This window comes from Pseudonocardia sp. ICBG1293, from assembly GCF_020131355.1.
Taxonomy (GTDB): Bacteria; Actinomycetota; Actinomycetes; order Mycobacteriales; family Pseudonocardiaceae; genus Pseudonocardia.
In genome coordinates this window covers 273,844-300,412 of sequence record NZ_JAHLEL010000006.1, presented here as the reverse complement: position 1 = coordinate 300,412, position 26,569 = coordinate 273,844, and the positions used below count along the sequence as shown (strand labels likewise).

General features: G+C 73.9%; 21 protein-coding genes. 3 read left to right on the top strand and 18 right to left on the bottom strand.

The window, feature by feature from the left end:
- Positions 1-43: 43 nt before the first annotated feature.
- From KPF47_RS01995 to KPF47_RS01985, 3 genes are all read right to left on the bottom strand, one after another.
- Positions 44-433 (bottom strand): co-chaperone YbbN, encoded by a 390-nt coding sequence (locus KPF47_RS01995; RefSeq protein WP_224386471.1) that lies wholly within the window; start codon positions 431-433, stop codon positions 44-46.
- 49 nt (positions 434-482) lie between these two features.
- Positions 483-2,792 (bottom strand): bifunctional SulP family inorganic anion transporter/carbonic anhydrase, encoded by a 2,310-nt coding sequence (locus KPF47_RS01990; protein ID WP_224386470.1) that lies wholly within the window; start codon positions 2,790-2,792, stop codon positions 483-485.
- Positions 2,793-3,070: 278 nt separating this feature from the next.
- Positions 3,071-4,351 carry an adenosylmethionine--8-amino-7-oxononanoate transaminase gene (locus tag KPF47_RS01985; RefSeq protein ID WP_255658955.1) on the bottom strand — a complete coding sequence of 427 codons (1,281 nt, stop codon included), beginning with the start codon at positions 4,349-4,351 and terminating at the stop codon, positions 3,071-3,073.
- Between the two features lie 110 nt (positions 4,352-4,461).
- On the opposite strand from KPF47_RS01985, the gene KPF47_RS01980 reads away from it, so the two are divergent.
- On the top strand, positions 4,462-5,367 hold the full coding sequence (locus tag KPF47_RS01980; RefSeq protein WP_224386468.1) for a PaaX family transcriptional regulator C-terminal domain-containing protein: 906 nt from the start codon (positions 4,462-4,464) through the stop codon (positions 5,365-5,367).
- 148 nt (positions 5,368-5,515) lie between these two features.
- On the opposite strand, the gene dnaE is transcribed toward KPF47_RS01980, so the two are convergent.
- Positions 5,516-9,064: a DNA polymerase III subunit alpha gene (gene dnaE, locus KPF47_RS01975; protein ID WP_224386467.1), complete on the bottom strand. Its 3,549-nt coding sequence runs from the start codon at positions 9,062-9,064 to the stop codon at positions 5,516-5,518.
- A gap of 348 nt (positions 9,065-9,412) precedes the next feature.
- On the opposite strand from dnaE, the gene KPF47_RS01970 reads away from it, so the two are divergent.
- Complete coding sequence (locus KPF47_RS01970) at positions 9,413-10,039, top strand: HAD-IA family hydrolase (protein ID WP_224386466.1); 627 nt, start codon at positions 9,413-9,415, stop codon at positions 10,037-10,039.
- 46 nt (positions 10,040-10,085) lie between these two features.
- Here KPF47_RS01970 and KPF47_RS01965 read toward each other — a convergent pair whose 3' ends face one another.
- Genes KPF47_RS01965 through KPF47_RS01945 form a run of 5 tightly spaced genes read right to left on the bottom strand, consistent with a single transcriptional unit; the run spans position 10,086 to position 14,644 of the window.
- Complete coding sequence (locus tag KPF47_RS01965) at positions 10,086-10,808, bottom strand: hypothetical protein (RefSeq protein ID WP_224386465.1); 723 nt, start codon at positions 10,806-10,808, stop codon at positions 10,086-10,088.
- 5 nt (positions 10,809-10,813) lie between these two features.
- A complete protein-coding gene (locus tag KPF47_RS01960) occupies positions 10,814-11,725 on the bottom strand; it encodes an RluA family pseudouridine synthase (RefSeq protein WP_224386464.1) in 912 nt (303 codons plus the stop codon).
- A gap of 10 nt (positions 11,726-11,735) precedes the next feature.
- Complete coding sequence (gene lspA, locus KPF47_RS01955) at positions 11,736-12,284, bottom strand: signal peptidase II (RefSeq protein WP_224386463.1); 549 nt, start codon at positions 12,282-12,284, stop codon at positions 11,736-11,738.
- A gap of 55 nt (positions 12,285-12,339) precedes the next feature.
- The gene (locus KPF47_RS01950) at positions 12,340-13,821 is read right to left on the bottom strand and encodes a potassium/proton antiporter (RefSeq protein WP_224386462.1); all 1,482 of its coding nucleotides are present in this window, start codon (positions 13,819-13,821) and stop codon (positions 12,340-12,342) included.
- A gap of 13 nt (positions 13,822-13,834) precedes the next feature.
- A complete protein-coding gene (locus KPF47_RS01945; RefSeq protein ID WP_224386461.1) occupies positions 13,835-14,644 on the bottom strand; it encodes a methyltransferase domain-containing protein in 810 nt (269 codons plus the stop codon).
- Positions 14,645-14,711: 67 nt separating this feature from the next.
- On the opposite strand from KPF47_RS01945, the gene KPF47_RS01940 reads away from it, so the two are divergent.
- Positions 14,712-15,326, top strand: coding sequence for a hypothetical protein (locus tag KPF47_RS01940; RefSeq protein ID WP_224386460.1), 615 nt, complete (start codon positions 14,712-14,714; stop codon positions 15,324-15,326).
- Between the two features lie 23 nt (positions 15,327-15,349).
- On the opposite strand, the gene ileS is transcribed toward KPF47_RS01940, so the two are convergent.
- The 9 genes from ileS to KPF47_RS01895 all read right to left on the bottom strand — a co-directional run bounded on the left by ileS (position 15,350) and on the right by KPF47_RS01895 (position 26,538).
- Positions 15,350-18,556, bottom strand: coding sequence for an isoleucine--tRNA ligase (gene ileS / locus KPF47_RS01935; RefSeq protein WP_224386459.1), 3,207 nt, complete (start codon positions 18,554-18,556; stop codon positions 15,350-15,352).
- Positions 18,557-18,888: 332 nt separating this feature from the next.
- Positions 18,889-20,118, bottom strand: a complete 1,230-nt coding sequence (locus KPF47_RS01930; protein WP_224386458.1) for an ABC transporter permease — start codon at positions 20,116-20,118, stop codon at positions 18,889-18,891.
- A gap of 96 nt (positions 20,119-20,214) precedes the next feature.
- Positions 20,215-21,069 carry a DivIVA domain-containing protein gene (locus tag KPF47_RS01925; protein WP_224386457.1) on the bottom strand — a complete coding sequence of 285 codons (855 nt, stop codon included), beginning with the start codon at positions 21,067-21,069 and terminating at the stop codon, positions 20,215-20,217.
- 47 nt (positions 21,070-21,116) lie between these two features.
- Positions 21,117-21,413: a YggT family protein gene (locus KPF47_RS01920; protein WP_374108773.1), complete on the bottom strand. Its 297-nt coding sequence runs from the start codon at positions 21,411-21,413 to the stop codon at positions 21,117-21,119.
- A gap of 3 nt (positions 21,414-21,416) precedes the next feature.
- Complete coding sequence (locus KPF47_RS01915; RefSeq protein ID WP_224386456.1) at positions 21,417-22,166, bottom strand: cell division protein SepF; 750 nt, start codon at positions 22,164-22,166, stop codon at positions 21,417-21,419.
- Between the two features lie 128 nt (positions 22,167-22,294).
- Positions 22,295-23,047 (bottom strand): YggS family pyridoxal phosphate-dependent enzyme, encoded by a 753-nt coding sequence (locus tag KPF47_RS01910; protein ID WP_224386455.1) that lies wholly within the window; start codon positions 23,045-23,047, stop codon positions 22,295-22,297.
- A gap of 70 nt (positions 23,048-23,117) precedes the next feature.
- Entirely contained in the window at positions 23,118-23,846 is a 729-nt protein-coding gene (gene pgeF / locus KPF47_RS01905) for a peptidoglycan editing factor PgeF (protein ID WP_224386799.1), read from the bottom strand.
- A 62-nt stretch (positions 23,847-23,908) separates the two neighbouring features.
- On the bottom strand, positions 23,909-25,312 hold the full coding sequence (ftsZ, locus tag KPF47_RS01900; protein ID WP_224386454.1) for a cell division protein FtsZ: 1,404 nt from the start codon (positions 25,310-25,312) through the stop codon (positions 23,909-23,911).
- Positions 25,313-25,536: 224 nt separating this feature from the next.
- Positions 25,537-26,538 carry a cell division protein FtsQ/DivIB gene (locus KPF47_RS01895; RefSeq protein ID WP_224386453.1) on the bottom strand — a complete coding sequence of 334 codons (1,002 nt, stop codon included), beginning with the start codon at positions 26,536-26,538 and terminating at the stop codon, positions 25,537-25,539.
- Positions 26,539-26,569 lie beyond the last annotated feature (31 nt).

Genomic DNA, 26,569 nt, shown 5'->3' with positions numbered 1-26,569 from the left:
CCACCCGTAGGTGTGCGGGGCTCCGGGGGTCGTGCGGGCCGGGTCAGGCCTGCGGGGCCTCGCCCTGCTGCTTCTCCTGCTCGGCGACGGCGGCACGGACCTCGTCCATGTCGACCGCCTTCACCTGGCCGATGAGGTCCTCGAGGGCCTCGGCCGGCAGCGCGCCCGGCTCGGAGTAGAGCACCACGCCGTCGCGGACGGCCATCACGGTCGGGATCGAGGAGATCCCGAACGCACCGGCCAGCGCCTGCTGGGCCTCGGTGTCGACCTTGCCGAAGGTCACGTCCTGGTGCTTGTCGGAGGCGGCGTCGTACACGGGGGCGAACTGGGTGCACGGCCCGCACCAGGACGCCCAGAAGTCGATGAGCACGGTCGTCCCGGGCGCGCCCACGACGTCGTCGAAGTTGTCGGTGGTCAGTTCCACGGTGGCCATACGGTCTTCAACGACGTCGTGGGGGCGGATTGTTCCCGGATGCGCCGGCTCAGACCTTCAGCAGCCGGCGGGCGGCGGCGCTGGCACCGTGCCCGTGCCCGGCCGCGATCCGGTCGAGGTCCGAGCCCCCGTCGCCGAGGTCGGCGCGCGGCTCGACGAACCGGTCCGCCGCCTCGTCGAGGACGAGCACGCGGGCGCTACGGATGTCGTAGAACAGACCCAGCACCTCGGCGCCGGAGTCCTGGGCCCGCAGCATCTCCAGCTGCATCGCGACGTTCACCATGGCCAGCTGGTCGGCCTCGCCGAAGCCGTCGCGGGCGGCGGCCACCGCGACCGGGTGCCCGGTCTCGTAGGCCCGCAGCACCGGCCGTGCCTCGCGCAGCCACTGGCCGAGCGCGGAGTCCCCGCTCGCGGCGCCGGCGAGCAGCCCCTGCATCGCCCCGCAGCCGGAGTGGCCGCAGACGGCGACGATCGGGACGTCGAGGGTGCCGGTGGCGAACTCGACCGCGGCGGCGGTGCCGGGGCCGACGACGAGGTTGCCGACGTTCTGCACGGTGAACACGTCACCCGGGCCGCTGTGGGTGATGACGTGGGGCAGCACCCGGGAGTCGGCGCAGGTGATCATCATCGCGGACGGGGACTGCCCGTCCGCGAGCCCGGTCATGGTCGGGAGGATCGCCTCGGAGGTGTTGTCGTGGTAGGCGGCGACACCGGCCATCAGCGTCCCCGACGCATCCTGGTCGGTCTCGCGACCCTGCCACTCACCCCAGGTCAGGAACCCGGCGCCGGGGGTCGTGGCGCGACGGGCCTGCTCGGGCTCGATGACGGTCACGGTGGCGCCGGTGCCCTCGTGGCGGGCCTTCCAGGCGAGCAGGTGGTCGTAGGCGGCGTGGTCGAGGTAGTCGGTGACCAGCCGGACGGTGACGTCGCAGCCGCGCGGGACCGCGTTGAGCTCCCGGGACAGCCGCGGCACCGCCAGGAAGCTCAGCGAGCCCTCGACGACGAGCTCGCAGCTGCCGTCGTCGGCCTGCTCCAGGTGCGGGCGGGACCGGACGGCACGCCAGAGCAGCATCAGCCCGGCCAGGACCAGGCCGATGACGACGCCCTCGAGCAGGTTCAGGAACACGACGCCGAGCAGGGTGGCCGCGTAGATGGCCAGCTCACCGTGCTGACGGGCGGTGCGGATCTCGGCCGGCTTGATCAGTCCGACACCCATCATCACCAGCAGGCCGGCCAGCGCCGCCATCGGGATGAGCTCGATGACGCCGATCAGCACGATCGCGAACAGCGCGATCCAGACGCCGTGCAGCACCGCCGAGGCGCGGGTCTCGGCACCGGCCTTGACGTTCGCGGCGGACCGGACGATCACGCCGGTGATGGGCAGACCGCCGATCATTCCGGAGACGGTGTTGGCCGCGCCCTGGCCGAGCAGCTCCCGGTCGGTGTCGGTGCGGGTGCCGGGCTTCATGCGCTCCACCGCGACGGCGGACAGCAGCGACTCGACGCTCGCGATCAGCGCGATGGTCAGCATGCCGAACAGCACGCCGCCCCAGTCCGACTCCGGCAGCGCGGGCAGCGACAGGGCGTCCAGGAGCGAGCCCCCCAGCTGCACCCGGACGACGTCGCCGAAGGCGAGGGAGACGGCGGTGGCCGTGACGATCGCGACCAGCGCCGCCGGGACGACGGTCAGCCTCGCGGGCAGCCGGTTCCAGGTCAGCATGATCGCGATGACGATGCCGCCGAGCATCAGCGCGGGCCAGGACAGGTTCGCGACCGCACCGGGCAGCGCGGTGATCGAGTTGACCCCACCGGTCTGCGCCTGACCGCCCAGCACCACGTTGAGCTGGCCGAGGGCGATGGTGGCGCCGATGCCCGCGAGCATGCCGTGCACGACGGCGGGCGGGATGGCCTGGGCGAACCGGGACAGCCGGGTGAGCCCGAAGACGATCTGCAGGACACCCGCGCCGGCGGTGATCAGGGTGGTGACCTGCCAGCCGAAGGTGTTGACCAGCTCGGCGACGATGACGGTCAGACCCGCGGCGGGCCCGGAGACCTGGAGCTTGGAGCCGCCGAGCAGACCGGCGACGACGGCACCGACGACGGCGGCGATGAGGCCGGCCAGGATCGGGGCGCCGGAGGCGACGGCGATGCCCAGCGAGAGGGGCACCGCCACGAGGAACACGACGATCGAGGCGGACAGGTCCGCCCGGGCGTGCGGGAACGTACGGCCGAACCAGGAGCCGCCCGGCGGCGAGTGCTCACCCCGGCCGGACTCGGCCGGGGCGTGCTCGTGGTCCTCCACCCCGCGTTCCGCGGTGCTGGTGGTGCGGGTGTTGCTGGAGTGACTGTGCGTGGGCACCGGATCCTCCGTGTCGGTCCGTGGGGGGCGCCGGACCGCGACGGTGCGGTCGGACAGGGCGGTCGCGCGACGCGCGAACGGCGGAGCGGGTGCGTCCGATCGCACGAATGCGAGCGGTCGACACCGTTTCACTCCGACCACGGAAACGGATCATGATGAGAGCGCTTCTCATCGTTTCGGACGCCCACGACGAAACGCCCGGTCAGCGCCGTACACCTCCGTGTAACGTGAGGTGGATCACGCCGGATTCCACCGGATCGGTGATCCGGCTCACCCGCTCAGCGCCGTTCCGGCGACGGCTCACGCTGCCCCGCAAGGACTGCCGCCCGCATGCCGGCGGCGATCAACGCGACGTCCTCGCGGGTGCTGACGAACGGCGGCATCGCGTAGACGAGGTTGCGGAAGGGACGCAGCCAGACCCCGGCGAGCACGGCCGCGGCCGTCGACGCGGGGACGTCGACCTCGTCGGCCATCTCGACGACGCCGATCGCGCCCAGGATCCGGACCTCGCGCACCCCCGGCAGCGACCGTGCGGGAGCCAGCCCGGCGCGCAGCCCGGCGGCGACGCCCTTCACCTCACGGCGCCAGTCGCGCTCGAGCAGCAGCGACACCGAGGCGTGCGCGACGGCCGCGGCGAGCGGGTTGCCCATGAACGTCGGCCCGTGCATGAGCACGCCGGCCTCGCCGTCGGTGATGCCGCGGGCCACCCGGGTGCTGCACAGGGTCGCGGCCATCGTCAGGTAGCCGCCGGTGAGCGCCTTGCCGACGCACATCACGTCCGGGGCGACGGCGGCGTGGTCGGCGGCGAACAGCTCGCCGGTGCGGCCGAAGCCGGTGGCGATCTCGTCGAACACGAGCAGCACGTCGTGGGCGTGGCACAGCTCGCGCAGCACGTGCAGGTAGCGGGGGTCGTGGAAGCGCATCCCCCCGGCGCCCTGCACCACCGGTTCGACGACGACCGCCGCCAGCTCGTCGGCGTGGGTCTCGACGAGCTCGGCGAGGTGGGCGACGTAGTCGTGGGTGAAGTCCTCCGGCGGGGCGTCGGCGAACACCTGCTGCGGGAGCACGTCGGACCAGAGCGAGTGCATGCCGCCGTCGGGGTCGCAGACGCTCATCGCGCCGAAGGTGTCACCGTGGTAGCCGCGCCGCCACGTCATCAGCCGGTGCTTGCCGGGACGGCCGCGGGAACGCCAGTACTGCAGGCACATCTTGATGGCGACCTCGACCGACACCGAGCCGGAGTCGGCGAGGAACACGTGCTCGAGCCCCTCGGGGCTGACCTCGACCAGCAACCGGGCCAGGTCGACGGCCGGGCCGTGGGTCAGGCCGCCGAACATGACGTGGCTCATCCGGCCGAGCTGGTCGCGTACCGCCGCGTCGAGCCGCGGGTGCCGGTAGCCGTGGATCGCCGACCACCACGACGACATCCCGTCGACCAGCTCGCGGCCGTCGGGCAGCCGGAGCCGCACCCCCTGCGCGGAGTCGACGACGAGGGGTGCCCGGGTCGCCGGCATCGGCGCGTAGGGGTGCCAGACGTGTTCCCGGTCGGTGGCGAGCAGTGCCGACGTGTCGAGCGGGGATCCGGAGCGGGTCGGGTCCGGGACACGCCCGGGGCCTGCGGTGGTCACGGACACCCACGCTAGTCCCGACCCTCTACGCTGGCCCGACCATGGCCACGCCCGACTCCGTGTACGAGCCGGAGGGGCCCGACGGGTCGGCCCTGCGCCGTCGCGAGCTCGGGCAGACCTCCGCCCGATCGCTGCTGCTCACCGTGCTGGGCGAGTTCGTCCTCCCGGCCGGTGAGCCGGTCTGGACACGGGCGCTGCTCGACGTGCTCGGCGCGCTCGGGGTGGAGGCCAAGTCGGCCCGCCAGGCGCTGGCCCGTACCGCGGGCGAGGGGCTGCTGACTTCCGACCGCGACGGGCGCCGGGTCCGCTGGTCGCTCACCCCCGCCGGGTCGGAGCTGCTGTCCGACGGGGCCGCCCGCATCTACGGCTTCGGACGCCCGGCCACCGGCTGGGACGGCCGCTGGCTGGTGCTGCTGGCGTCGGTCCCGGAGTCCCGCCGACGCCTGCGCCACCGGCTGCGCACCCGTCTGGCCTGGGCCGGACTGGGCTCCCCCGCCCCCGGGGTGTGGGTCAGCCCGGATCCCGGGAAGGAGGAGCGGGTGGCGGCGGTGCTCGACGAGCTCGACCTCGCCGGGTCCGGCTACTCCTTCGTCGGGCACTACGGCGGGATCGGCCGCGCCGACGACATCGTCGCCCAGGCCTGGGACCTCGACGTCGTCGAGCGGGCCTACTCGGAGTTCCTCGACGAGTTCGGCCCCCACCTCGACCCGGCCTCCGGCCCCGCCACCCCGGACCCGCACGCCGACGACGGCTGCGACGTCCTCGCCCGCCAGGTCCGGCTGGTCCACGCCTGGCGCCGCTTCCCGTTCCTCGACCCCGAGCTGCCGGCCGAGCTGCTGCCCGAGCACTGGGCCGGGTCCCGTGCCACCGAGCTGTTCACCACCCTGCACGAGCGCTGGGACGCCCCCGCCCGCGCCACCTGGGCCGGCCTGGCCCGCCGGGCCTGAGCCACCCGGGCACCGCGGACCCCGCACCACGGCGCGGCGACCCGTCCCGTCGCGCGGCACCCCGCCCGGCGGTCGCCACGCGACACCGCAGGTCGCCACCCGACGCCGCAGTTCGCCACGCGACACCGCGGAGGGGGCCGCCGGGGGGTCAGCCGCCGAGGCAGCCGGGGCCGAGCAGCGTCTTCAGGTCGCCCATCAGCGCCGAGGTGTGCATGACCTTGAGCGAGTCGTCCAGGCGCAGCGCGGTCGTCTTGCTGCCGTAGACCAGGGTCAGGTGCACCTCGGAGGTGCCGGGGTGGTGGGTCAGCACCTCCTTGAGCTTCGCCACGCGCTCGGGGGTGCACTGGTCGGTGCGCAGGCTGACCCGGATCGGCAGCCCGGCCTCGCCGGTGGCGAGCTCGGGCACCGCGAGGTCGTTCGCGATCAGCGACACGCGGTCGTCGCGCTTGTTCACCCGCGCCTTGACCAGCACGATCGCGTCCTCGGCGACGTCCACGCCGACCACCTGGTAGGCCCGCGGGAAGAACAGCACCTCGATGCCGCCGGCGAGGTCCTCGATCTGCGCCGACGCCCACGGCTCGCCGTTCTTGTTCACTCGGCGGTTCACGTTGGCGAGGATGCCGCCGACGGTGACCTGCGCCCCCTCGGCGACCGAGCCCTCGACGATGTCGGCGATCGAGGTGTCCGACTTCGCCGCCAGTGCCTGCTCGAGGCCCTGCAGCGGGTGCCCGGACACGTACAGACCGAGCATCTCCCGCTCGACGGCGAGCTTGTGCTTGGTGTCCCACTCCTCGTCGGGGACCTTCACGTCGAAGATCCCGCCGAGACCGCCGTCGTCGCCGTCGCCGGGTCCGTCCAGCGAGCCGAACAGGTCGAACTGCCCCAGCGAGGCGGCCTTCTTGGTGCTCATCACCGCGTCGATGGCGTCGGCGTGCACCAGCAGCAGGCCCTTGCGGGAGTGCCCGAGCGAGTCGAACGCGCCCGCCTTGATCAGCGACTCGACGACCTTCTTGTTGCAGACCACCGCGTCGACCTTGCGCAGGAAGTCGGAGAAGTCGACGAAGTTCCCCTTCTCCCGCCGCGCGGCGACGATCGCGTCGACGACGTTGTGCCCGACGTTGCGGATGCCGCCGAGGCCGAAGCGGATGTCGTCACCGACCGGGGCGAAGTTGCGCACCGAGTCGTTGACGTCGGGCGGGAGGACCGTGATGCCCATCCGGCGGCACTCGGCCAGGTAGACGGCGGCCTTGTCCTTGTCGTCGCGCACCGAGGTGAGCACGCCGGCCATGTACTCGGCCGGGTAGTTCGCCTTGAGGTAGGCCGTCCAGTACGACACCACGCCGTAGGCGGCGGAGTGGGCGCGGTTGAAGGCGTAGTCGGAGAACGGGAGCAGGATGTCCCAGAGCGTCTTGACCGCGGCGGCGGAGTAGCCGTTGTCCTTCATACCCTGGGCGAAGCCGGCGTACTCCTTGTCCAGGATCTCCTTCTTCTTCTTGCCCATCGCGCGACGGAGCAGGTCCGCCTGGCCGAGCGTGTAGCCCGCCAGCACCTGCGCGATGGACATGACCTGTTCCTGGTAGACGATCAGGCCGAAGGTCTCGCCGAGGACGTCCTTGAGCGGCTCGGCCAGCTCCGGGTGGATCGGCGTGATCTCCTGCCGGCCGTTCTTGCGGTCGGCGTAGTCGTTGTGCGCGTTCGCGCCCATCGGGCCCGGGCGGTACAGCGCGCCGACCGCGGAGATGTGCTCGAACTCGCTGGGTGCCATGCGGCGCAGCAGGTCCCGCATCGGGCCGCCGTCGAGCTGGAACACGCCGAGGGTGTCCCCACGGGAGAGCAGCTCGTAGGTCTTCCGGTCGTCGAGCTCCACCTTGTCCAGGTCGACGGCGGGCTTGCCGTTGAGCTCGATGTTCTCCAGGGCGTCGTCGAGGATGGTGAGGTTGCGCAGCCCCAGGAAGTCCATCTTCAGCAGACCGATGGTCTCGCAGACGCCCATGTCGAACTGCGTGATGATCGCGCCGTCGGACTCGCGGCGCTGGATCGGGATCACGTCGATCAGCGGTGTCGAGGACATGATCACGCCCGCGGCGTGCACACCCCACTGCCGCTTCAGCCCCTCGAGACCCCGCGCGGTGTCGACGATCTCCTTGACCTGCGGGTCCGCCTCGTAGAGGGCGCGGACCTCGGTCGCCTCGGAGTACCGCTTGTGCGACGGGTCGAAGATCCCCGACAGCGGGATGTCCTTGCCCATCACCGCGGGCGGCATCGCCTTGGAGATGCGGTCGGCCACGGAGTAGCCCGGCTGACCGAACAGCACCCGCGCCGAGTCCTTGATCGCGGCCTTCGCCTTGATCGTGGAGTAGGTGATGATCTGCGCGATCCGGTCCTCGCCGTACTTCTCGGTGACGTAGCGGATCATCTCGCCGCGCCGGCGCTCGTCGAAGTCCATGTCGATGTCGGGCATCGAGACGCGGTCCGGGTTCAGGAACCGCTCGAAGATCAGCTTGTGCCGGATCGGGTCGAGGTCGGTGATGCCCAGGACGTAGGCGACCAGCGAGCCCGCCGCCGAGCCACGGCCGGGGCCGCACCGGATGCCGACCGACTTCGCGTGCTGGATGAGGTCCGCGGTCACCAGGAAGTAGCCGGGGTAGCCCATCTTGATGATGACGCCGACCTCGTAGTTGGCCTGCTGCCGGTACCGCTCGGTGACGCCGTCCGGGAACCGCATGTGCAGCCCCCGCTCGACCTCCTTGATCAGCCAGGACTCCTCGGTCTCCCCCTCGGGGACCGGCGCCTTGGGCTGCAGGTCCTGGCCGGTCGTGAAGTCGATGTTGCAACGCTCGGCGACGAGCAGGGTGTTGTCGCAGGCCTCGGGGTGGATCGGGTCCCACAGGTCGCGCATCTCGGCGGCGGACTTGAGGTAGAAGTCCTGCGCGTCGAACTTGAACCGGTTCGGGTCGGCGAGGGTCTTGCCGGTCTGGACGCACAGGAGCACCTCGTGCGCCTTGGTGTCGTCCGGGTAGGTGTAGTGCAGGTCGTTCGTCGCGAGACCGGGCAGGTCGAGCTTGTCCTTGAGCCGGAACAGGTCCTCCTGGACCCGCTTCTCGATCTCGATGCCGTGGTCCATCAGCTCCAGGAAGAAGTTGTCCTTCCCGAAGATGTCCCGGTAGTCGCTCGCGGCCTGGCAGGCGCCGTCGAAGTCGTGCTGCTGCAGCAGGCGGGCGACCTCGCCGGACGGGCAGCCGGTCGTCGCGATCAGGCCCTTGCCGTACTGCTCGAGCAGCTCGCGGTCCATACGCGGCTTGTAGTAGTACCCCTCGAGGCTGGCCAGCGAGGAGAGCCGGAAGAGGTTGTGCATCCCCTCCGTGTTCTCCGCGAGCAGCGTCATGTGGGTGTACATGAGGTCGGGGTTGTTCTCGCTGCCGTTGCCCAGCGCGGTGCGCTTGCGCTCGTGGCGCGACCCGGGCGCGAGGTAGCCCTCCATGCCGATGATCGGCTTGACGTCGTGCGCCTTCGCCTTGCGCCAGAACTCGAAGGCGCCGTACACGTTGCCGTGGTCGGTCATCGCGATGGCCGGCATCTCGTGCTTGGCGGCCTCGGAGAACAGGTCGTCGAGCCGGGCGGCGCCGTCCAGCATCGAGAACTCGGTGTGCGTGTGCAGATGGACGAAGGAGCGATTCCCGGATCCGGCACTGCCCATGTGTGTCCCGCGCTCCTCTCCCGCACCGCTGGGACGGCGCGGACCTGACGATGGTGCGCACGCCCGTCGGGGCGGACGTGCCCGACACCGGGCCGGCGGCACGGCCGGGCAGGGACGACGGCGCCGGGTGCGCGGACCTGGCGGGGCCCGCTCGCCGGAGCCGGTGGACCCTGCGGGTCCGGACCGACCGGATCGGTGAGGGCCTCAGCGTAACCGTGGGGTCCGACGGTTCCCGCGACGGCGGGCGGGCCCGATCGGGGTCGGCGTGTCGGTCCTGCTCACCCGCCGTCCACGGCGGACGACGGCGTGTCGCGGGCGGCCCGGACGGCGGGTTAGGGTCGGGCCACGATGCCCCGCACCCCCGAGCCGACGACGCCGCCGAGCACGGTGGTGTTCGACCTCGGCGAGGTACTCGTCCCGTCCGCGGGGCTCGAGCGTCGCCTGGCCGCGGTGCTCGGGGTGTCGGAGCCGGCGCTGCGCGAGCCCTACTGGCGGCACCGGCCCCGGCACGACCTGGGCGAGCCCGCGGACCGCTACTGGACCGCCGTCTGCACCGACCTGGGCCTGGCGCCCGAGCGGGCCCGGCTGGACGCCGCGGAGCGGGTCGACGTCACGTTCTGGTCGACGCTGCCGCCGTCGTCGTCGATGCTGATCGCCGACCTCGCCCGGGCCCGGGTGCGCCTGGCGGTGCTGTCGAACGCGCCGCGCGGGCTCGCGGCCGCGGTGCGTGCGGCGGCCTGGAGCAGCCCCTTCGACCGGCTGCTGTTCTCCGCCGACATCGGGGCCGCGAAGCCGTCGCAGGACATCTACCGGCGCGCCGACGTCGAGTTCGGCACCGCGCCGGAGCAGGTGGTGTTCTTCGACGACCGGGTCGACAACGTCCGCGCCGCCGCCGCGCACGGCTGGGACGCCCACCACTGGGAGGGCGCCGCCCGGGCCGTCCGCGTGCTGCGCGAGCGCGGTGTGCTCGGCTGACCGGTCCACCGGAGCCCTGCCGGTCGTGCCCGGAGCCGGGCGCGGCTCAGGGGACGGGGCCGTCGTCGGGGGGTGGGCTCGCCGAGGTCGTCTGCTCGGGCAGCAGCGGCGACAGCGCCAGCTCCGGCGCGGTGGTGCCGGGCGGGGCGGCCTGCACCGCCCGGACCCCGGGGCGCCCGGCGACGGCGTCGAGCGCCGCGTGGTCGGCGGTGACGACCAGCGCCACCACGCAGGCACAGCCCGGGTCGCCGAGGGCGCGGCCCTCGGCGGCGGCCACCGCGGCCCGCCGGGCGAGCGCGGCGCGGGCCTCGGGGGCGGCGGCTTCGCCGCCGTCGCGGGCGGCCCGGTCGGCGTCGGCCTCGGCGGCGTACGCGGCCCGTTCCCGGGCGACGCCGAGCGCGGCCCCCGGGTCCCCGGTGCCGGTGACCGGCTCGAACCGCAGCGCGGTCTGCACCCGGTCGAAGGGCACCCGGAACACCGCGGTCGTGGTCTGCGTCCCGGAGCCCGCCGTCGCGGCGGCGGACGGGGTCAGCGGGCGGGCGAACTGCACGAGCGCGGGCACGGACACCCCCGGCGCGGGCAGCGTCGCGGGCAGCCCGGCGAGGTAGCCGGCAACGTCCTGCCCCGGGTCGGGACCCAGCCGCACCGACCCCGTCGCCGCCGGGGGCCCGGCCGACGGCCCGGACCCGGCGGCCCAGACGGCGCCGAGGAACACCACCGCCATCGCCGCGGCGGTCCACACCAGCGCGCGGGTGCTCAGCCCCCTCACGCCGCTCAGTCCCGCAGGACGTCCAGCGCCGCGTCGAGGTCGGCCGGATACGGGCTGGTGAACTCGACGTGCCGACCGTCGGCGGGGTGGGCGAACCCGAGCGTGCGGGCGTGCAGCCACTGCCGGGACAGCCCGACCCGCTTGGCCAGCGTCGGGTCGGCACCGTAGGTGATGTCGCCGACGCAGGGGTGGCGCAGCGCGGAGAAGTGCACCCGGATCTGGTGGGTGCGCCCGGTCTCCAGGTGCACGTCGAGCAGGCTGGCCGAGCGGAACGCCTCGATGGTGTCGTAGTGGGTGACGCTCGGCTTGCCGCTCTGCATCACCGCGAACCGGTAGTCGTGGCGCGGGTGCCGGTCGATCGGGGCGTCGATGGTGCCCGACGACGGGTCCGGGTGCCCCTGGACGACGGCGTGGTAGCGCTTGTCGACGGTGCGTTCCTTGAAGGCCCGCTTGAGCTCGGTGTAGGCGTGCTCGGAGGTGGCGACGACCATCACCCCGGTGGTGCCGACGTCGAGCCGGTGCACGATGCCCTGCCGCTCGGCCGCGCCGGAGGTGGACAGCCGGAACCCCAGGGCGGCGAGCCCGCCGGTCACGGTCGGCCCGGTCCAGCCCGGCGAGGGGTGCGCGGCCACCCCGACCGGCTTGTCGACGACGACGATGTCGTCGTCGGAGTGCAGCACCGTCAGCCCCGCGACCACCTCGGCCGGGCCCTCGATGACCGCCGGGGCCGGCGCGTCGGGCAGCTCGACCTCCAGCCACGACCCGCCCGGCAGCCGGTCGGACTTGCCCGCCTCGCGGCCGTCGACCGAGATGCGCCCGGCCTCGGCCAGGGTGGCGACGACGGTCCGGGACAGGCCCAGCAGCCGGGACAGCCCGGCGTCGATCCGCATGCCGTCCAGCCCGTCGGGCACCGGCATGCTCCGCACCTCACCCACGTTCGCGGCTCCCGTCGATCTCGATGCCGCGCACGGCCATCAGCACCAGCAGGATGCCGCCGCACACGATGCCGGTGTCGGCGATGTTGAACACGGGGAAGACGCTCCCGTCCGGGGAGAAGAAGGCCAGCATGTCCACGACGTGGCCGCGCATCGGCCCGGGCGCGCGGAAGAAGCGGTCGACCAGGTTGCCGAGCGCACCGCCCAGGACCAGGCCGAGGCCGATGGCCCAGCCGGTCGAGGCGAGCCGCCGCGCGATCCGGATGATCACGCCGACGACGACCACGGCCACGATCGTCAGCACCCAGGTGTAGCCGGTGGCCATGGACCAGGCGGCGCCCGGGTTGCGCAGCAGCGTGAGGTAGAAGAACCCGTCGACCACGGTGACCGGGCGCTCCCCCTCCAGCGCGGCGACGGCGGCGATCTTGGTGACGAGGTCGAGTGCCAGCCACACCGCGGCGATCCCCGCGAGCAGCGCGACACCGCGCCGTCGTACGGCGGGGTCGATCGGCGCGGTGGGCGGTGGGGGGTCGGCACTCACACCCGTGATTATGCGGGTCGTCCCGACGCCGACGTCCGGGCGGGCACCGCACGGCTCAGCGCGACCGGCCCCCGCCCTCGTGCCAGCGGACCAGCTTGCCGCCCCGGTCGACGTCGCGGATCCGCCGCTCGGTGTCCTCCCGGTTGCCCCGGGTGCTGACGACCAGGAACTGGTCGCCCTCGCGCAGCCGGGTGTCCCCGCCCGGGGAGAACGCCTCGGCGTCGCGGACCACCAGGCTGACCGTGGCGCCGCGGGGCAGCCGCAGCTCGCGCAGGTAGACCCCGTGCAGCCGGGATCCCGGTGGCACCCGCACCTGCAGCAGCTCGGCGTCGACCTCGTCGAGCGGGGCGGCGTCGACCTCGACCCCGCGGGTGTCGGTGCGCGAGACCACCCCGAGCAGCCGCGCCACCCACGGCAGGCTGGTGCCCTGGACCAGGGTGAGCAGCACGACCAGCACGAACACCACGTCGACCAGGCGTTGGTTCTGCCCGCCGCCCTCGGTGACCGCGACGAGGGCGAGCACGATCGGCACGGCGCCGCGCAGCCCCGCCCAGGACAGGAACGCCTGCTCGCGCCACGGCACCCGGAACGGCAGTGCGGCGGCGGCCACCGACAGCGGACGCGCGGCCAGCAGCACGACGGCCGCGCAGATCAGCGCGGGCACCACCGCGGCGGGCAGCCGCTCGGGTACCGCGTAGAGGCCGAGCAGCACGAACAGCCCGATCTGAGCGATCCAGCCGGTGCCCTCGGCGAAGGAGACCACGCCGCCGCGGTGCGGCAGCCGGGAGTTGCCGAGCACCAGTGCGGCGCAGTAGGTGGCGAGCAGTCCCGAGGCGTGCACGCCCTGCCCGGCCGCGAACGCGAGCAGGCACGAGGCGATCGCCGCGAGCGGGTACAGGCCGGTGGAGGGCAGCGCGGCGCGACGCAGCGCCCAGGCCGCGCCCAGCCCGAGGAGCACCCCGACGACGGCGCCCGCCACGAGCTCGTAGACGACCAGCAGCGGCGTCGTCCAGCTGATCGCCTCGGTCCCGGCCAGCACGACGACGGCGATCACCACCGGCGCGTCGTTCATCCCGGACTCCAGCTCGAGCGTCCCGGCGAGCCGCTGCGGGACGGCGACGCCGCGCAGCACCGAGAACACCGCGGCCGCGTCGGTGGAGGACAGCACCGCGCCCCACAGCAGCGCGGTACGCCACTCCAGGTCCAGCAGCAGGTGCAGCAGGCCGCCCGCGACCGCGATCGACACCAGCACCGACAGCGTCGACAGCAGCAGCCCGAGGCCGAGCGCGGGCCGCACCGCCGACCAGCGGGTGGTGAGCCCGCCCTCGGTGAGGATCAGCACGAGCGCGGTGAGGCCGAGGGACTCGGTGAGGCCGGTGTCGTCGAACGGGATGCCCAGGACCGACTCGCCCAGCAGCACGCCGATGCCCAGGTAGAGCAGCAGCGACGGCAGGCCCAGCCGCACCGAGACACGCACCGCGAGCACGCCGAGCAGCAGCACCCCCGCCGAGATGCCGAGCAGCAGTTCCAGGCTCATCGACGCCCCCTGCTCAGGGCGACCAGGTCAGGGTGACGGCGTCGGTGCGCCGCGGCGGGAGGTCCGCCAGCGCGGCGGCCACCTCGTCGGCGCGGTCGGCGGGCAGGCAGAGCCGGCGGGTGACCCAGGCCGCGTCGTGCGGCAGGCGCGCCGGGCGGGTCCAGGTCACGACCTCCGGGTCGATGCCCTGCTGCTCGCGCAGCACGGCGACGGCGTCCTCGTGGGTCGCCGACGGTGCCCGGGCCACGTCGTGGAAACGCGTCCACAGCGGGTCCAGCCAGGCCAGCGGGTGCTCGGTCAGCATCTCGACCACGACGCCGCCGATCCCGCCCCGGGTGCGGACGGCGCCGGTCAGCGCGGCGAGGAACGGGGGCAGGTCGACGACGTTGTGCAGCACGTGGTGGCAGACGACGACGTCGTGCCGTCCGGCCGTCGCGGCCGCGTCGGGCCAGCTGCCGTGCACGGTGGCGTGGGGCAGGCCCCGGGCGCGGGCGGCCGCGGCGAACACCGCGAGCATGTCGGCCTGCCGGTCGACGCCGACCACCCGCGCCACCGGGGAGGGCTCCGGCGTGGCCGCACCGAACGCGGCCGTCCCGCCGCCGCAGCCGACGTCGAGCACCGAGGCCCCGGCGCAGGTCCAGGCGGCGGCGCGCTCGGCGAGCGCCCGCGCGGCCCGGTGCGACGGGGTGTCGGCCGGGTCGTCGGGCGGGGTGAAGTCGGCGGGGTCGTGGGTCCACGGGTCCGCGGGGGCGTGGCGGAGGACGTGGTCGGGGATGCCGCGGCCGGTCTGGCGTTCCCGCCACCGTTCCGCCGCGTCACCCATGGGGGTGAGGATAGGGCCCGGTGGTTCTGCGGAGTTCCGGGCGGTCCCGGTCGGCCAGACTGTCCCCGTGCCCGATCGACCCCGTCCGCCCCGGTGGTGGCTGCCGCTCGTCGTCGCCGTCGCGGCCGTCCCCACCGCGCTGGTGCTGTGGTCGCAGCACGAGCCGCTGCCCTCGCCGGCCGAGGGCGCGGCGCTGCTGGTCGAGGCGGCCACGGGCCGGGAGCACTCCGGCGTCACCGCCGTCTGCCGGGTCCTGGACGGTGACGACCCGGTCCTCGGCTGCCGGATGCGCGACGACGAGGGCCGCCACGGCTGGGGCACCGTGCGCGTCGACGAGACGCGGGTGGAGGGCGCCCGCGGGTCCACCCCGCAGGACGTCGTGCGGACGCGCTGGGACTTCCCGGTGTCCGCCGACGGCGTCGCGGAGCTGGACGTGGTCGTCCCCGGCCTCGGCCCCGGCCCGACCGGGACCGACACGCTGGCCGGGGTCCTGATGTTCGCCGTGCGCGACCCGCTGCGCGCCGCGGGCCACGACGCGGTGCTCCTGTCCCCGCGCTGCCCGCCGGTGCCGCAGGGCGCGACGGTCGTGTGCCGGGTCGACGGGGTCCCGGCGACCGTCGAGGTCACCCGGGTCTCCGGCGCCGACCACCGCGTCCGTCTCACGGTGACACCCCGCCCCTGAGCGGTGGTCGGCGCCGGTGCCGGTCAGGCGCGGGCGACCGCGGCCGACAGCGTGACCGACGCGCCGTCGGGGCCGACCACCTGCCCGCTCGACGCGCCGTCGCCGGCGGCGCCGTAGGCGACCGAGGTCGCCAGGACCTCCCCGGCGACGAACGCCTCGTGGGTGCGGACGGCGTCGAGCACCGCGTCCGGACCGTCGAGGGTCAGCGCGATCCGGTCGGACACGGCGAGCCCCGCGTCGCGGCGGGCCTGCTGCACGACGCGGACGACGTCGCGGGCGGTGCCCTCCGCGGCCAGCTCGGGGGTGACCGTCGTGTCCAGGACGACCAGGCCCGCGTTGCCGGGCAGCGCCTGGGTCCGCTCCGGATCGGCGGCGACGAGCTTCTCGGTGTACTCGCCGGGCTGCAGCGCGATCCCGGCGGCGACGACGGTCTCGCCGTCCTGGGTCCACTCCCCCGCCTTGACCGCCCGGATGCAGGTCTGGACGTCCTTGCCCAGCCGCGGCCCGGCGACCCGGGCGTTGACGGCCACCTCGAACCGGCCGTGGGCAGCGACGTCGTCGGTCAGCTCGACCGAGCGGACGTTGACCTCGTCGGCCAGCAGCCCGGTGAAGTCCTCCAGCGCCTTGGCGTCGGTCGCGGCGACGGTGAGCGCGGGCAGCGGCTGGCGCACCCGCACCTTCGCGGACTTGCGCAGCGACAGCGCCGCGCTCGCGACCTGGCGGATGCGGTCCATCCCGGCGACCAGGTCGGCGTCGTGCGGCAGCCCCACCCCGGCGGCGCCCTGCGACACCGACGCGTCGGACCCGCCCGGCCACTCGGTCAGGTGCACCGACCGCTCCCCGGTCAGGCCCCGCCAGATCGCCTCGGTGGTCAGCGGCAGCAGCGGCGACGCGACCCGGCAGGTCACCTCCAGCACGGTGTGCAGGGTGTCGACGGCGTCGCGGCGCACCGCGTCGTCACCGGACCAGAAGCGCTCCCGGGACCGGCGGACGTACCAGTTGGTGAGGGTCTCGGCGTGGTCCCGGATCCGGTCGCAGGCACCGGCGATGTCGTAGGCGTCCATCGCCGCGGTGACGTCGTCGACCAGGTCGGCGGTCTTGGCCAGCACGTACCGGTCGAGCACGTGCGGGCTGTCGGTGCGGAAGGTGCCGCGCTCGCCGCCGGCGTAGAGCGACAGGAAGTACCAGGTGTTCCACAGCGGCAGGATCGCCTGTCGGACGCCCTCACGGATGCCCTGCTCGGTGACGACCAGGTTGCCGCCGCGCAGGATCGGGCTCGCCATGAGGAACCAGCGCATGGCGTCGCTGCCGTCGCGGTCGAAGACCTCGTTGACGTCGGGGTAGTTCTTGCGCGACTTGGACATCTTGGCGCCGTCGTCGCCCAGGACGATGCCGTGCGCGACGCAGTTGCGGAACGCGGGCCGGTCGAACAGGGCGGTGGCCAGCACGTGCAGCGTGTAGAACCAGCCGCGGGTCTGGCCGTTGTACTCGACGATGAAGTCGCCCGGGTAGTGGTGCTCGAACCAGTCGCGGTTCTCGAACGGGTAGTGCACCTGGGCGAAGGGCATCGAGCCGGACTCGAACCAGCAGTCGAGCACCTCGGGGACCCGGCGCATGGTCGAGCTGCCGGTGGGGTCGTCCGGGTTCGGCCGGGTCAGCTGGTCGACGTAGGGCCGGTGCAGGTCGGTCGGGCGCACGCCGAAGTCGCGCTCGATCTCGTCGAGCGAGCCGTACACGTCGGTCCGCGGGTAGCGCGGGTCGTCGGACTGCCACACCGGGATCGGGCTGCCCCAGTACCGGTTGCGGGAGATGCCCCAGTCGCGGGCGCCCTCCAGCCACTTGCCGAACTGGCCGTCCCGCACGTGCGCGGGCGTCCACTCGATCTGCTGGTTGAGCTCGACCATGCGGTCCCGGAACTGGGTGACGCGCACGAACCAGGAGTCGACCGCGCGCTGGATCAGCGCGTTGCCGCAGCGCCAGCAGTGCGGGTACGGGTGGTCGTAGGTCTCGTGGCGCAGCAGGACGCCCTGCACGTGGGCGCCCCGCTCCTTGAGGTCCCGGATGACCTGCGGGTTCGCGTCGAACACCTGCATGCCGGCGTAGGGCGGGACCTCGGTGGTGAACTCACCGCGGGAGTCGACCGGGTTGACGACCTCGATGCCCGCCGCGTCGGTGACCTCCTTGTCCTCCTCACCGAAGGCGGGGGCGATGTGGACCAGGCCGGTGCCGTCCTCGGTGGTGACGTAGTCCGCGGCGAGCACCCGGTGGGCGTTCTCCCGGCCGGTGAAGAAGTCGAACGGCGGGGTGTAGCGCGCACCGAGCAGGTCCGAGCCCTTCACCCGGTCGACGACGGGCGGCTCCTCCCCCAGCTCCCGGGCGTAGGCGCCGACCCGGGCCTCGGCCAGCAGCCAGCGCTCGCCGTCCGCCTCCACCACGACGTAGTCGACGTCGGGATGGACGGCCACCGCGAGGTTCGAGGGCAGCGTCCACGGGGTCGTCGTCCAGACCAGGGCGAGGGCGCCGTCGGTCCCGGGCCGGTCCGGGGTGGACAGGCGCAGCCCGACGGTGACCGCCGGGTCCTGCCGGTCGCGGTAGACGTCGTCCATCTTGGTCTCGGTGGCCGACAGCGGCGTCTCGCAGCGCCAGCAGTACCAGAGGACGCGGAACCCGGAATAGACCAGACCCTTGTCCCACAACGACTTGAAGGCCCACATGACGGACTCCATGTAGTCCAGGTCGAGGGTCTTGTAGTCGTTGTCGAAGTCGACCCAGCGCGCCTGGCGGGTCACGTAGTCGCGCCACTCACCGGTGTAGCGCAGCACCGAGGTGCGGCACGCCTCGTTGAACGCGGCGACGCCCATCTCGTCGATCTCGGACTTGTGCTTGATGCCGAGCTGGTTCTCGGTCTCGACCTCGGCGGGCAGCCCGTGGGTGTCCCAGCCGAAGCGGCGCTCGACGCGGTGGCCGCGCAGGGTGCGGTAGCGCGGGACAACGTCCTTGACGTAGCCGGTCAGCAGGTGGCCGTAGTGCGGCAGACCGTTGGCGAAGGGCGGGCCGTCGTAGAAGACGTACTCGTCCGCGCCGTTCTCCCCGGCCGGGCGCCGGTCGACCGACGCCCGGAACGTGTCGTCGGCCGTCCACGACGCGAGCACGTCCTGCTCGAGGGCGGGGAACGCCGGGTGCGCGGGGACCTCCGGGTAGCCGGAGGCGGGTGCCGGGGTGTCGCTCATGACGGTCGCTCCTCGTGCGGTGGCCGGATTGCTGCCTCTCGCACGGGGACGACGACGACCCGCTCGGGCCGTGCCGCGGTACCACCCCGCTTGTGCGCACCGGGTACGCACCTCTCGTTCACGGCTGTGACGGGCCGTACCCGGCCGGTTCTACTGCGGCCCCGGAGGACCGGTTCTTCCGGCGGCTCCCCGGTGATGGCCGGATCGATGCCTGAGGTCCCAGGATAGCGCGGAGTCGGGTCGGGGCGGTGACGACCCCGATCCGGCCCACCGGGTGGGCCGGAGCCGCCTCGTCACGACCCGGACGAGGCCGGGAGCCGGGGCGTCGACGCTCAGCGGGCCTGCGCGGGGTGCCGCTCGCCGAGCACGTGGTTCGGCGAGCACCAGGCGCAGGGGGTGAACCCGAGCTCCACCGCCTCGCTGACCGGCAACGGGATCACCGAGCGTCCGGCGAGCGCACGACAGGTCTGCATGTGGTAGCGCGGGTGCTCGTCGATGACCAGCACCTCGTCCGACAGCCGCGTGACGAGCGCGGCGTCGCGCGGCGCCTCCGGTGTGTCGCCGTCGGTCGGGGGCTGCTCGGCCGGGGCCTGCCCGGTCGGAGCCTGCCCGGCCGGTGCCTCCGCAGCCGCACCGGCAACGGTCGCCCCGTCGGCCCGGACCCCTCCGGCGGCACCGTCCGTCGCCGTGGCGCCCGCGGCCGTCCTGTCGGCCGTACCGGCGTCCTGGACCGCCCCGGGTGCACCGAGCACCGCGGTCGAGCCGACGGTGCCGACACTGCCGTCCACCGGACCCGCCACGGCGGGATCGTCGGATCCGGGTCCGGTGCCGGTCCCCGCAGGGATGGCCTCGTCGACCGGGCCGGCGACCCGCTCGGGCGCACCCGATCCGAAGCCCGGGGCCGCGACGGCCCCGGCGTCCGAGGTGTCCGTCCCGCTCGCGGGGGCGGGCCCCGCGTCGGTGGACGTCGGGCCGTCCCCGGTGGCGACGGACGGGCCGGAACCCGCCGCGGCGGCACCACGAACCGCACCGTCCGCCGTCGCCGCCGTCGCGTCCGGGCCGGACGACCCGTCCGGGTCGCCCTGGTCCGCGACGCGGTCGACGGGCTCGTCATCGGTCACTGTGCGTGACGAACAACCACTCGATCGAGAAACGGTGGGCGGTGCCTTGTCAGAGCCGGACGGCGGGACGAGCGGTATCTGCATGGTCTCGTCACCGGCACCGCCGGAGCCTCCCGGAGCCGACGATCCGGCTCCGCCGGACTCCGGACGGACCACCGGCAGCACCTGGGTCACCGGTTCCATGTCCGGACCGCTCCGGCCCGGCACGCCGGGACGACCGTCGTCGACGGACGCCCGGGAGCCCTCCTCGGACTCCGTCACGTGCCCCTGGTCGCCCGCTCGCACGGCCGCCCTGCTCTGCCACCAGTCGATAAGCAGGACCAGCCCGGCGAGCAGGCTGATCCCGACCGAGATCCAGAACAGGGCCACGATCTGCAGGATCCACCCGGCGGCCCACAACGCGATCGCGATGACCAGGAAGATCAGGACCAGAAGCATCATCGGCGAACTCCGTCGGTCGGCGGCGGCCCCTGGCCACCACCCGGTCGTCGTCAGGCGTCTCGGGGCGCCGGAGGGTTCCGGCGCCACCTCCGCAGATCAGCTCCCGGTGTCGGCCCGCTGGCCGTACCCCGAGGCGGCGTAGCCACCGTTCGAGCCCGACCGGCCGGCACCACCGGCGTCCGAGGGAGCAGCGGAACCACGGCCCTCCAGGTCGCGCAGCTGCGACTCCAGGTAGGTCTTCAGACGGGTGCGGTACTCCCGCTCGAAGGTCCGGAGCTCGTCGATCTTCTTCTCCAGAACGGACTTGTCGCGCTGGATGGCGCCCATGATCTCGTTCTGCTTGCGCTCGGCCTCGCTGACCAGGCCGGACGCCTTGTCGCGCGACTGGCGCTCCAGCGTCTCGGCCCGCGTACGGGCGTCGTTGAGCATGGTCTCGGCACGCGAACGCGCGTCGTTGACCAGACCGTCGGCCTTCGTCCGGGCGTCCGACAGGAGCTGCTCGGACTTGTTCCGGGCGTCCGACAGCATCGTGTCGGCCTCGTTCTTGGCCTCCGCGGTCAGCCGGTCCGCCATCTCCTGGGCGAGGCCCAGGACCTTGGCGGCCTGCACGTGGTGGTCACCGCCGTCGGCATCGGCGGGACCGGCACCGGCCAGCTGCGGGGCGGGAGCACCCGCACCACGGCCCATCGGCGACGGCGAGGCGGCCAGGGCCTGCGTCTGCGCCGGAGCCGGCTGGCTCCGCGCCTCCTGCAGGTCGGCCTCAGCGTCGCCGAGGCGCTGCTCCAGCTGCGCGACCTGGTCGCGCAGGTCGTCGTTCTCCCCGATCAGCCGGGCCAGTTCGGCCTCGACCAGATCGAGGAAGGCGTCGACCTCGTCCTCGTTGTAACCCCGCTTCCCGATCGGGGGTTTGCTGAACGCGACGTTATGAACGTCGGCGGGCGTCAGCGGCATCGGATCACCTCATGCGGTCCTCGGCGGCACTCCCGGGTGACTGGGGCTCATCCCAGGAGCTGTGATCTGACGGCGCTCATCGAGATGAACACCACCAGCAACAGAACCATAATCGACAGGTCCAGTCCTACGCCTCCGATACGGACCACGGGGATCACTCTCCGCAGCAACTTGACCGGAGGGTCGGTCACGGTGAAGACGACCTCGAGCGCCACGGCGGGCGCTCCGGCGGGTCGCCACTGGCGCGCGAACGACCGGACCATCTCGACGACGATCCGGGCCGCGAGCAGCAGCCAGAAGAAGAACAGGATGTAGTAGATCAACGTCAGAATCGGGACGGCCACGGCTCAATCCTGTCGGAAAGCCCCGCGCTCGGCGAGCCTCCGGGCGTCGTCGGCGGACACCTCGACGTCGGCCGGGGTGAGAAGGAACACCCGGTCGGTGACCTTGTCGATGCTGCCGCGCAGCGCGAACGCGAGCCCCGCGGCGAAGTCCACCAGGCGTTTCGCGGCCGCACCGTCCAGATCGGTGAGGTTCATGATGACCGGCACACCGTCGCGGTAGCGCTCGCCGATGGTGCGCGCCTCGTTGTAGCTGCGCGGGTGCAGCGTCGTGATCGACGCCGGTCCCGCGGCCGCCCGGTCGCGCTGCTCCGGCACCGGTGCGGGCGCCACGACGGGCTCGCTGCGCTCCTCGCGGGCCGGGCCCCGGAGGCTCTCCGGGTCCATCGCCAGTGCCCCGCGCACGGCAGCCCCGGCGCCCCCTCCGAGGGGTGTCGGCAGGCTCCCGCGCTCCGACACCAGCCCGAGCGTCTCCCGCTCGCCGCGTGGATCCGGCCGTCCGGCGCGCGCCGGACGGAGCGTCTCCCGCGCCGGGCGGGCACCCCATCCGTCCTCGTACCGGACCGCGGTCTCGTAGCGGTGGTCGTCGTAGGACGCCTGGTCGGCGAACCGACCGGCCCCGGCGGACCAACGGTCACCGCGCGGGCCGGCGTGGTGCTCGTGGCCGCCCCGGTAGTGATCCGGTTCGTCCACATAGTCCATCTCGTCGGCCGGGACCATGCCGAAGTACGCCTTCAGCCGGTACATCGCGCTCATCCGCTGTCCCCTCGCAGTACTGCTCGACTCCGTACGCGCCCAACCGCACGCGCACCCCGCGTTCTGGCGACGGTCTCGCCGGGCGGTGCGGCCTCCGCCACCTGCTCAGTACCCACACCCACCAGCGATTACTCGGAGGCTATCCGCCGATCCCCCACAAGGGCCGTACCGACACGCACCACCGTCGATCCGTGACCGATCGCCGACTCCAGGTCCCCGCTCATGCCGGCCGACAGGACCGTCGCCCCGGGGTGGCGGCCGACGGTCTCCCGGTGCGCCTCGGCGATCCGTGCGAACGCCGCGTCCGGTTCCCAGCCCAGTGGCGCGACGGCCATCAGCCCGGCGAGCTCGAGCCCCGGCAGCTCCGTGACCAGGTCCGTCAGCTCGGCGAGCCCGTCCGGGGCGACACCGCCGCGGCCGGGATCGCCGTCGACGCTGAACTGCACGAGCACCGGCAGCGGACCGCTCCGCTCCCCCGCGTCGACGGCCTTCGCGACCTCCTTGTCGATCGCGCGCGCCAGCCGGGACGAGTCGACGGAGTCGATCCGTGTCACCCACGGGAGCACCGTCCGCACCTTGTTCCGCTGCAGTCCACCGACGAAGAACCAGTCCGGTGACGTACCCGGGCGGGCCTCCCGCACCTCGTCCACCTTGGACGCCGCCTCCTGGGCGCGGTTCTCGGCGAACGCGTCGAGCCCGAGATCGACCAGGGTGGCCACGTCGGCGGCCGGGATCGTCTTGGTCACGGCGAGCAGCCCCACCCCGGACGGGTCGCGGCCCGCGGCGTCACAGGCCGCGGCGATCCGGGCGCGGACGGCGGTGAGCCGGTCGGTCAGTTCGGCGGCACGGTCGGTGGTGGCGGGGCTACGGGGATCGGACACGCCGTCCATCGTTCCCGCCCGCGCGGGCACCCGCGAGCCCCGCGTGGTGGGGATCGCGGTGCCGGGCCGGTCAGCGCGGGTCGAGCCAGGTGACCGCGGCCTGACGGCCGCAGCGACCGTCACGGCGGTGGCTGAACAGGTCCGGGTCCTCGATCGTGCAGCGCGGATCGGTGCCGACCCTGCTCACGCCGAGGGCGGCGAGGCGGCGGGTGAGCCCGGCGCGCAGGTCCAGCCCGGCGGTGCCGGTCCGGGTGGTCGAGGCGCTGCCGGGCAACGCGGCGTCGACCTCGGCCCGCATCGCGGGCGGTACCTCGTAGCAGCGGCCGCACACGGCGGGCCCCAGCAGCGCCTCCAGCCGTCCGGGCTCGGCGCCCAGCGCGGTCATCTCCGCCACCACGGCGTCGAGCACCCCGGCGGCCGCGCCGACCCGGCCCGCGTGGGCGGCCCCGACGACCCCGGCGACCGGGTCCCCGAGCAGGACCGGGACGCAGTCGGCCGCCAGCACCGCGACACCGAGCAGCGGGACGTCGGTGACGACCGCGTCGACGTCGGCGACGTCGGGGGCGACTCCCCCGGTCCCGGAACGGGCGCGCGGGGCCTCGCGCAGCACGGCGACGTCGCGACCGTGGACCTGCCGGAGGAAGGCCAGGCCGGACAGTCCCAGCTCGCGGACCACCCGGGCCCGGTTCCCGGCCACCGCGGCCGGGTCGTCGCCGACCCCGAGGGACAGGTTGAACGAGGTGAACGGACCACCGGAGCGGCCGCCGGCCCGGGTGGTCACGACCCGGCGGATCCGCACGGGACGACGGGTGCCGCCGCCCGCGCGGACCGGGGCCGGGCCCGGTGAGTCCGGCACCGCGGTCAGCGCCGCATGAACGGCGGGACGTCCACCTCGTCCTCGACCGGCTCGGCCGGACGGGCCGCGGGCGTCGCGCCGACGGTGCCGTGCGACCCCGGGGCCGACGTCGGCGAGGCCGGCGCGGACATCGGACCGCTCGGCACGGCCGCGCCGTCGCCGCCGGGCTGCTGGGTGTCGCCCTGACGCGGGGCGGGCGCCGTCGGCCGCTCGGGCGGCAGCACGCCGGTGCGCTCCGGGGCGTGCGCCGTGGCCGGGAGCTGCGGGGCCGACGGGGTGGTCGCCGTCGTCGCGGCCCAGCGGGCCTGGCCCTGCGGGGCCTGGCCACCGTGCTGCTGGCCCTGGTGCTGCTGGCCCTGGTGCTGCTCTGCCTGCTGCGGCGGCGCCGCCTGCGGGGCGGGCTCGGCGGCCTTCTGGGTGCCGCGGGAGAACACGGCGGGCTCGAGCTTCTTGTGGGTCGGCGTACCGCCCTCGAAACCGGCCGCTATCACGGTGACCCGCACCTCGTCACCGAGCGAGTCGTCGATCACGGTACCGAAGATGATGTTGGCCTCGGGGTGCGCGGCCTCCTGGACCAGCGACGCGGCCTCGTGGATCTCGAACAGACCCAGGTCCGAGCCGCCGGCGATGGACAGAAGCACACCCTGGGCGCCGTCCATCGACGCCTCGAGCAGCGGCGAGTTGATCGCCTTCTCCGCGGCCTGCACCGCGCGGCCCTCGCCGCGGGCGGACCCTATCCCCATCAGCGCGGACCCGGCACCGGACATGACCGACTTGACGTCGGCGAAGTCCAGGTTGATCAGACCCGGCGTGGTGATCAGGTTGGTGATGCCCTGCACACCGGAGAGGAGCACCTCGTCGGCGGAGCGGAAGGCGTCCATCAGCGAGACGCCGACGTCGCCGAGCTGCAGCAGCCGGTCGTTCGGGATGACGATGAGGGTGTCGCACTCGTTGCGGAGCGCCTGGATGCCCTCCTCGGCCTGTCCGGCGCGACGACGCCCCTCGAAGGTGAACGGGCGCGTGACGACACCGATGGTCAGCGCGCCGAGCTTGCGGGCGATCGAGGCGACGACCGGCGCACCGCCGGTGCCCGTCCCGCCGCCCTCACCCGCGGTGACGAAGACCATGTCGGCCCCCTTGAGGACCTCCTCGATCTCCTCGGCGTGGTCCTCGGCGGCCTTGCCCCCGACCTCGGGGTTGGCGCCGGCACCGAGCCCACGGGTCAGCTCGCGGCCGATGTCGAGCTTCACGTCGGCGTCGGACATGAGGAGGGCCTGGGCGTCGGTGTTCACCGCGATGAACTCGACGCCCTTGAGGCCGACCTCGATCATCCGGTTGACGGCGTTGACGCCGCCGCCACCGATGCCGACCACCTTGATCACTGCCAGGTAGTTGTGCGGGGGCGTCATGCGCGGCACCTTCCAGTCGCTCGGGGTCCGGGGATCGGGTGGGTCAAGCTCCGGGTGCCCCGGGCCTTCGGGTGCGCACGCTAGGTGGATGGCGGTGCCCGGGTCCAGCAGGCGCGCCGCACGAGGACAACACCCCGCCCGGGTGGTTCGACCTCGCCGCCGGTGGAAACGCGGACGGTCGCCGGGCGGTCACCCGCAGCAGCCGACGGGCCGGGCGCGACGGGTCAGCGCTGCCGGACGGTGACCAGCGTCGGGCTGGAGACGTCGTAGACGGCGCCCTCGCGCTGCAGCACCGGTCCGAGCACCCGGGCGCGCGCGGCGGCCTGGTCGGCATCGGACCACGGACCCCACAGGACGCGCCGGTCCTCGGTGAGCCCCAGCTCGAAGGTCGAGCCGCCCCCGCCGAGCGACAGCGTCCGCACCTGGTCGCGGACCGGGACCGGCAGCGCCTGCAGGACCCCCACCGCGGCGAGGGTGGCCGGGTCGTCCGGGGCGACGCGGGGCAGCTGCAGCACGGGCAGCCGCACGTCGGGCGGGGCGTCGCGGTAGACGAACCCGGTGACGTCGACGAGCTTGCGCCCCTCCGGGGTGTCGAGCAGGGCGGCCGGGGCGCGTTCGGTCACGGCCACCACCAGGGTGTCCGGCCAGGACCGGTCGACCTCCACCGCGGCGACGCCGGGGATGGCCGACACGCGGGCGGCGACCCCGTCGGTGTCGACCGCGGCGAGCGGGACGCCCGTCTGGTCGCCCGTCGCGGCCTCGACGTCGCGGACGGGGATCTGGCGGGTGCCGTCGACCCGCACGGCGGCCACCGGCGGGCCGTAGCGGCCCAGTGCCCACCAGCCCGCCGCGGAGACCCCGAGGAGCACGACGGCGGCCGTGGCGAGCAGCGCGACGAGGCGACGGCGCCGGTAGCGGGGGTCGCGGCTGCGGGACCGCTCGGCGGCGCGGGCGGCGGTGCGCTCCCGGACGGCGGCGGCCGCACCGCGACCGTCCCCCCGGCCGGCGTGCCCGGTCTCCCCCTCACCGTCGTCGTCGACGACGTCGTCGTCGGGGCCGGGGGCGGCGGGTGCCCCGGCGCCCGCACGGCGTTCGGCGGCACGGCGCTCCCGGATGCGACGGGCCCGCTCGGCGGCCCGCCGTTCCTGGTCGGGGTCACGACGGCCGGTGGCCCGGGCGCCGTCCCGGCCCCGGTCGTCGCCGGAGTCCTGCTCGTCGCTGCTCATCGTGCCCCCACTGTGCCGCCGCCGTGCCGCC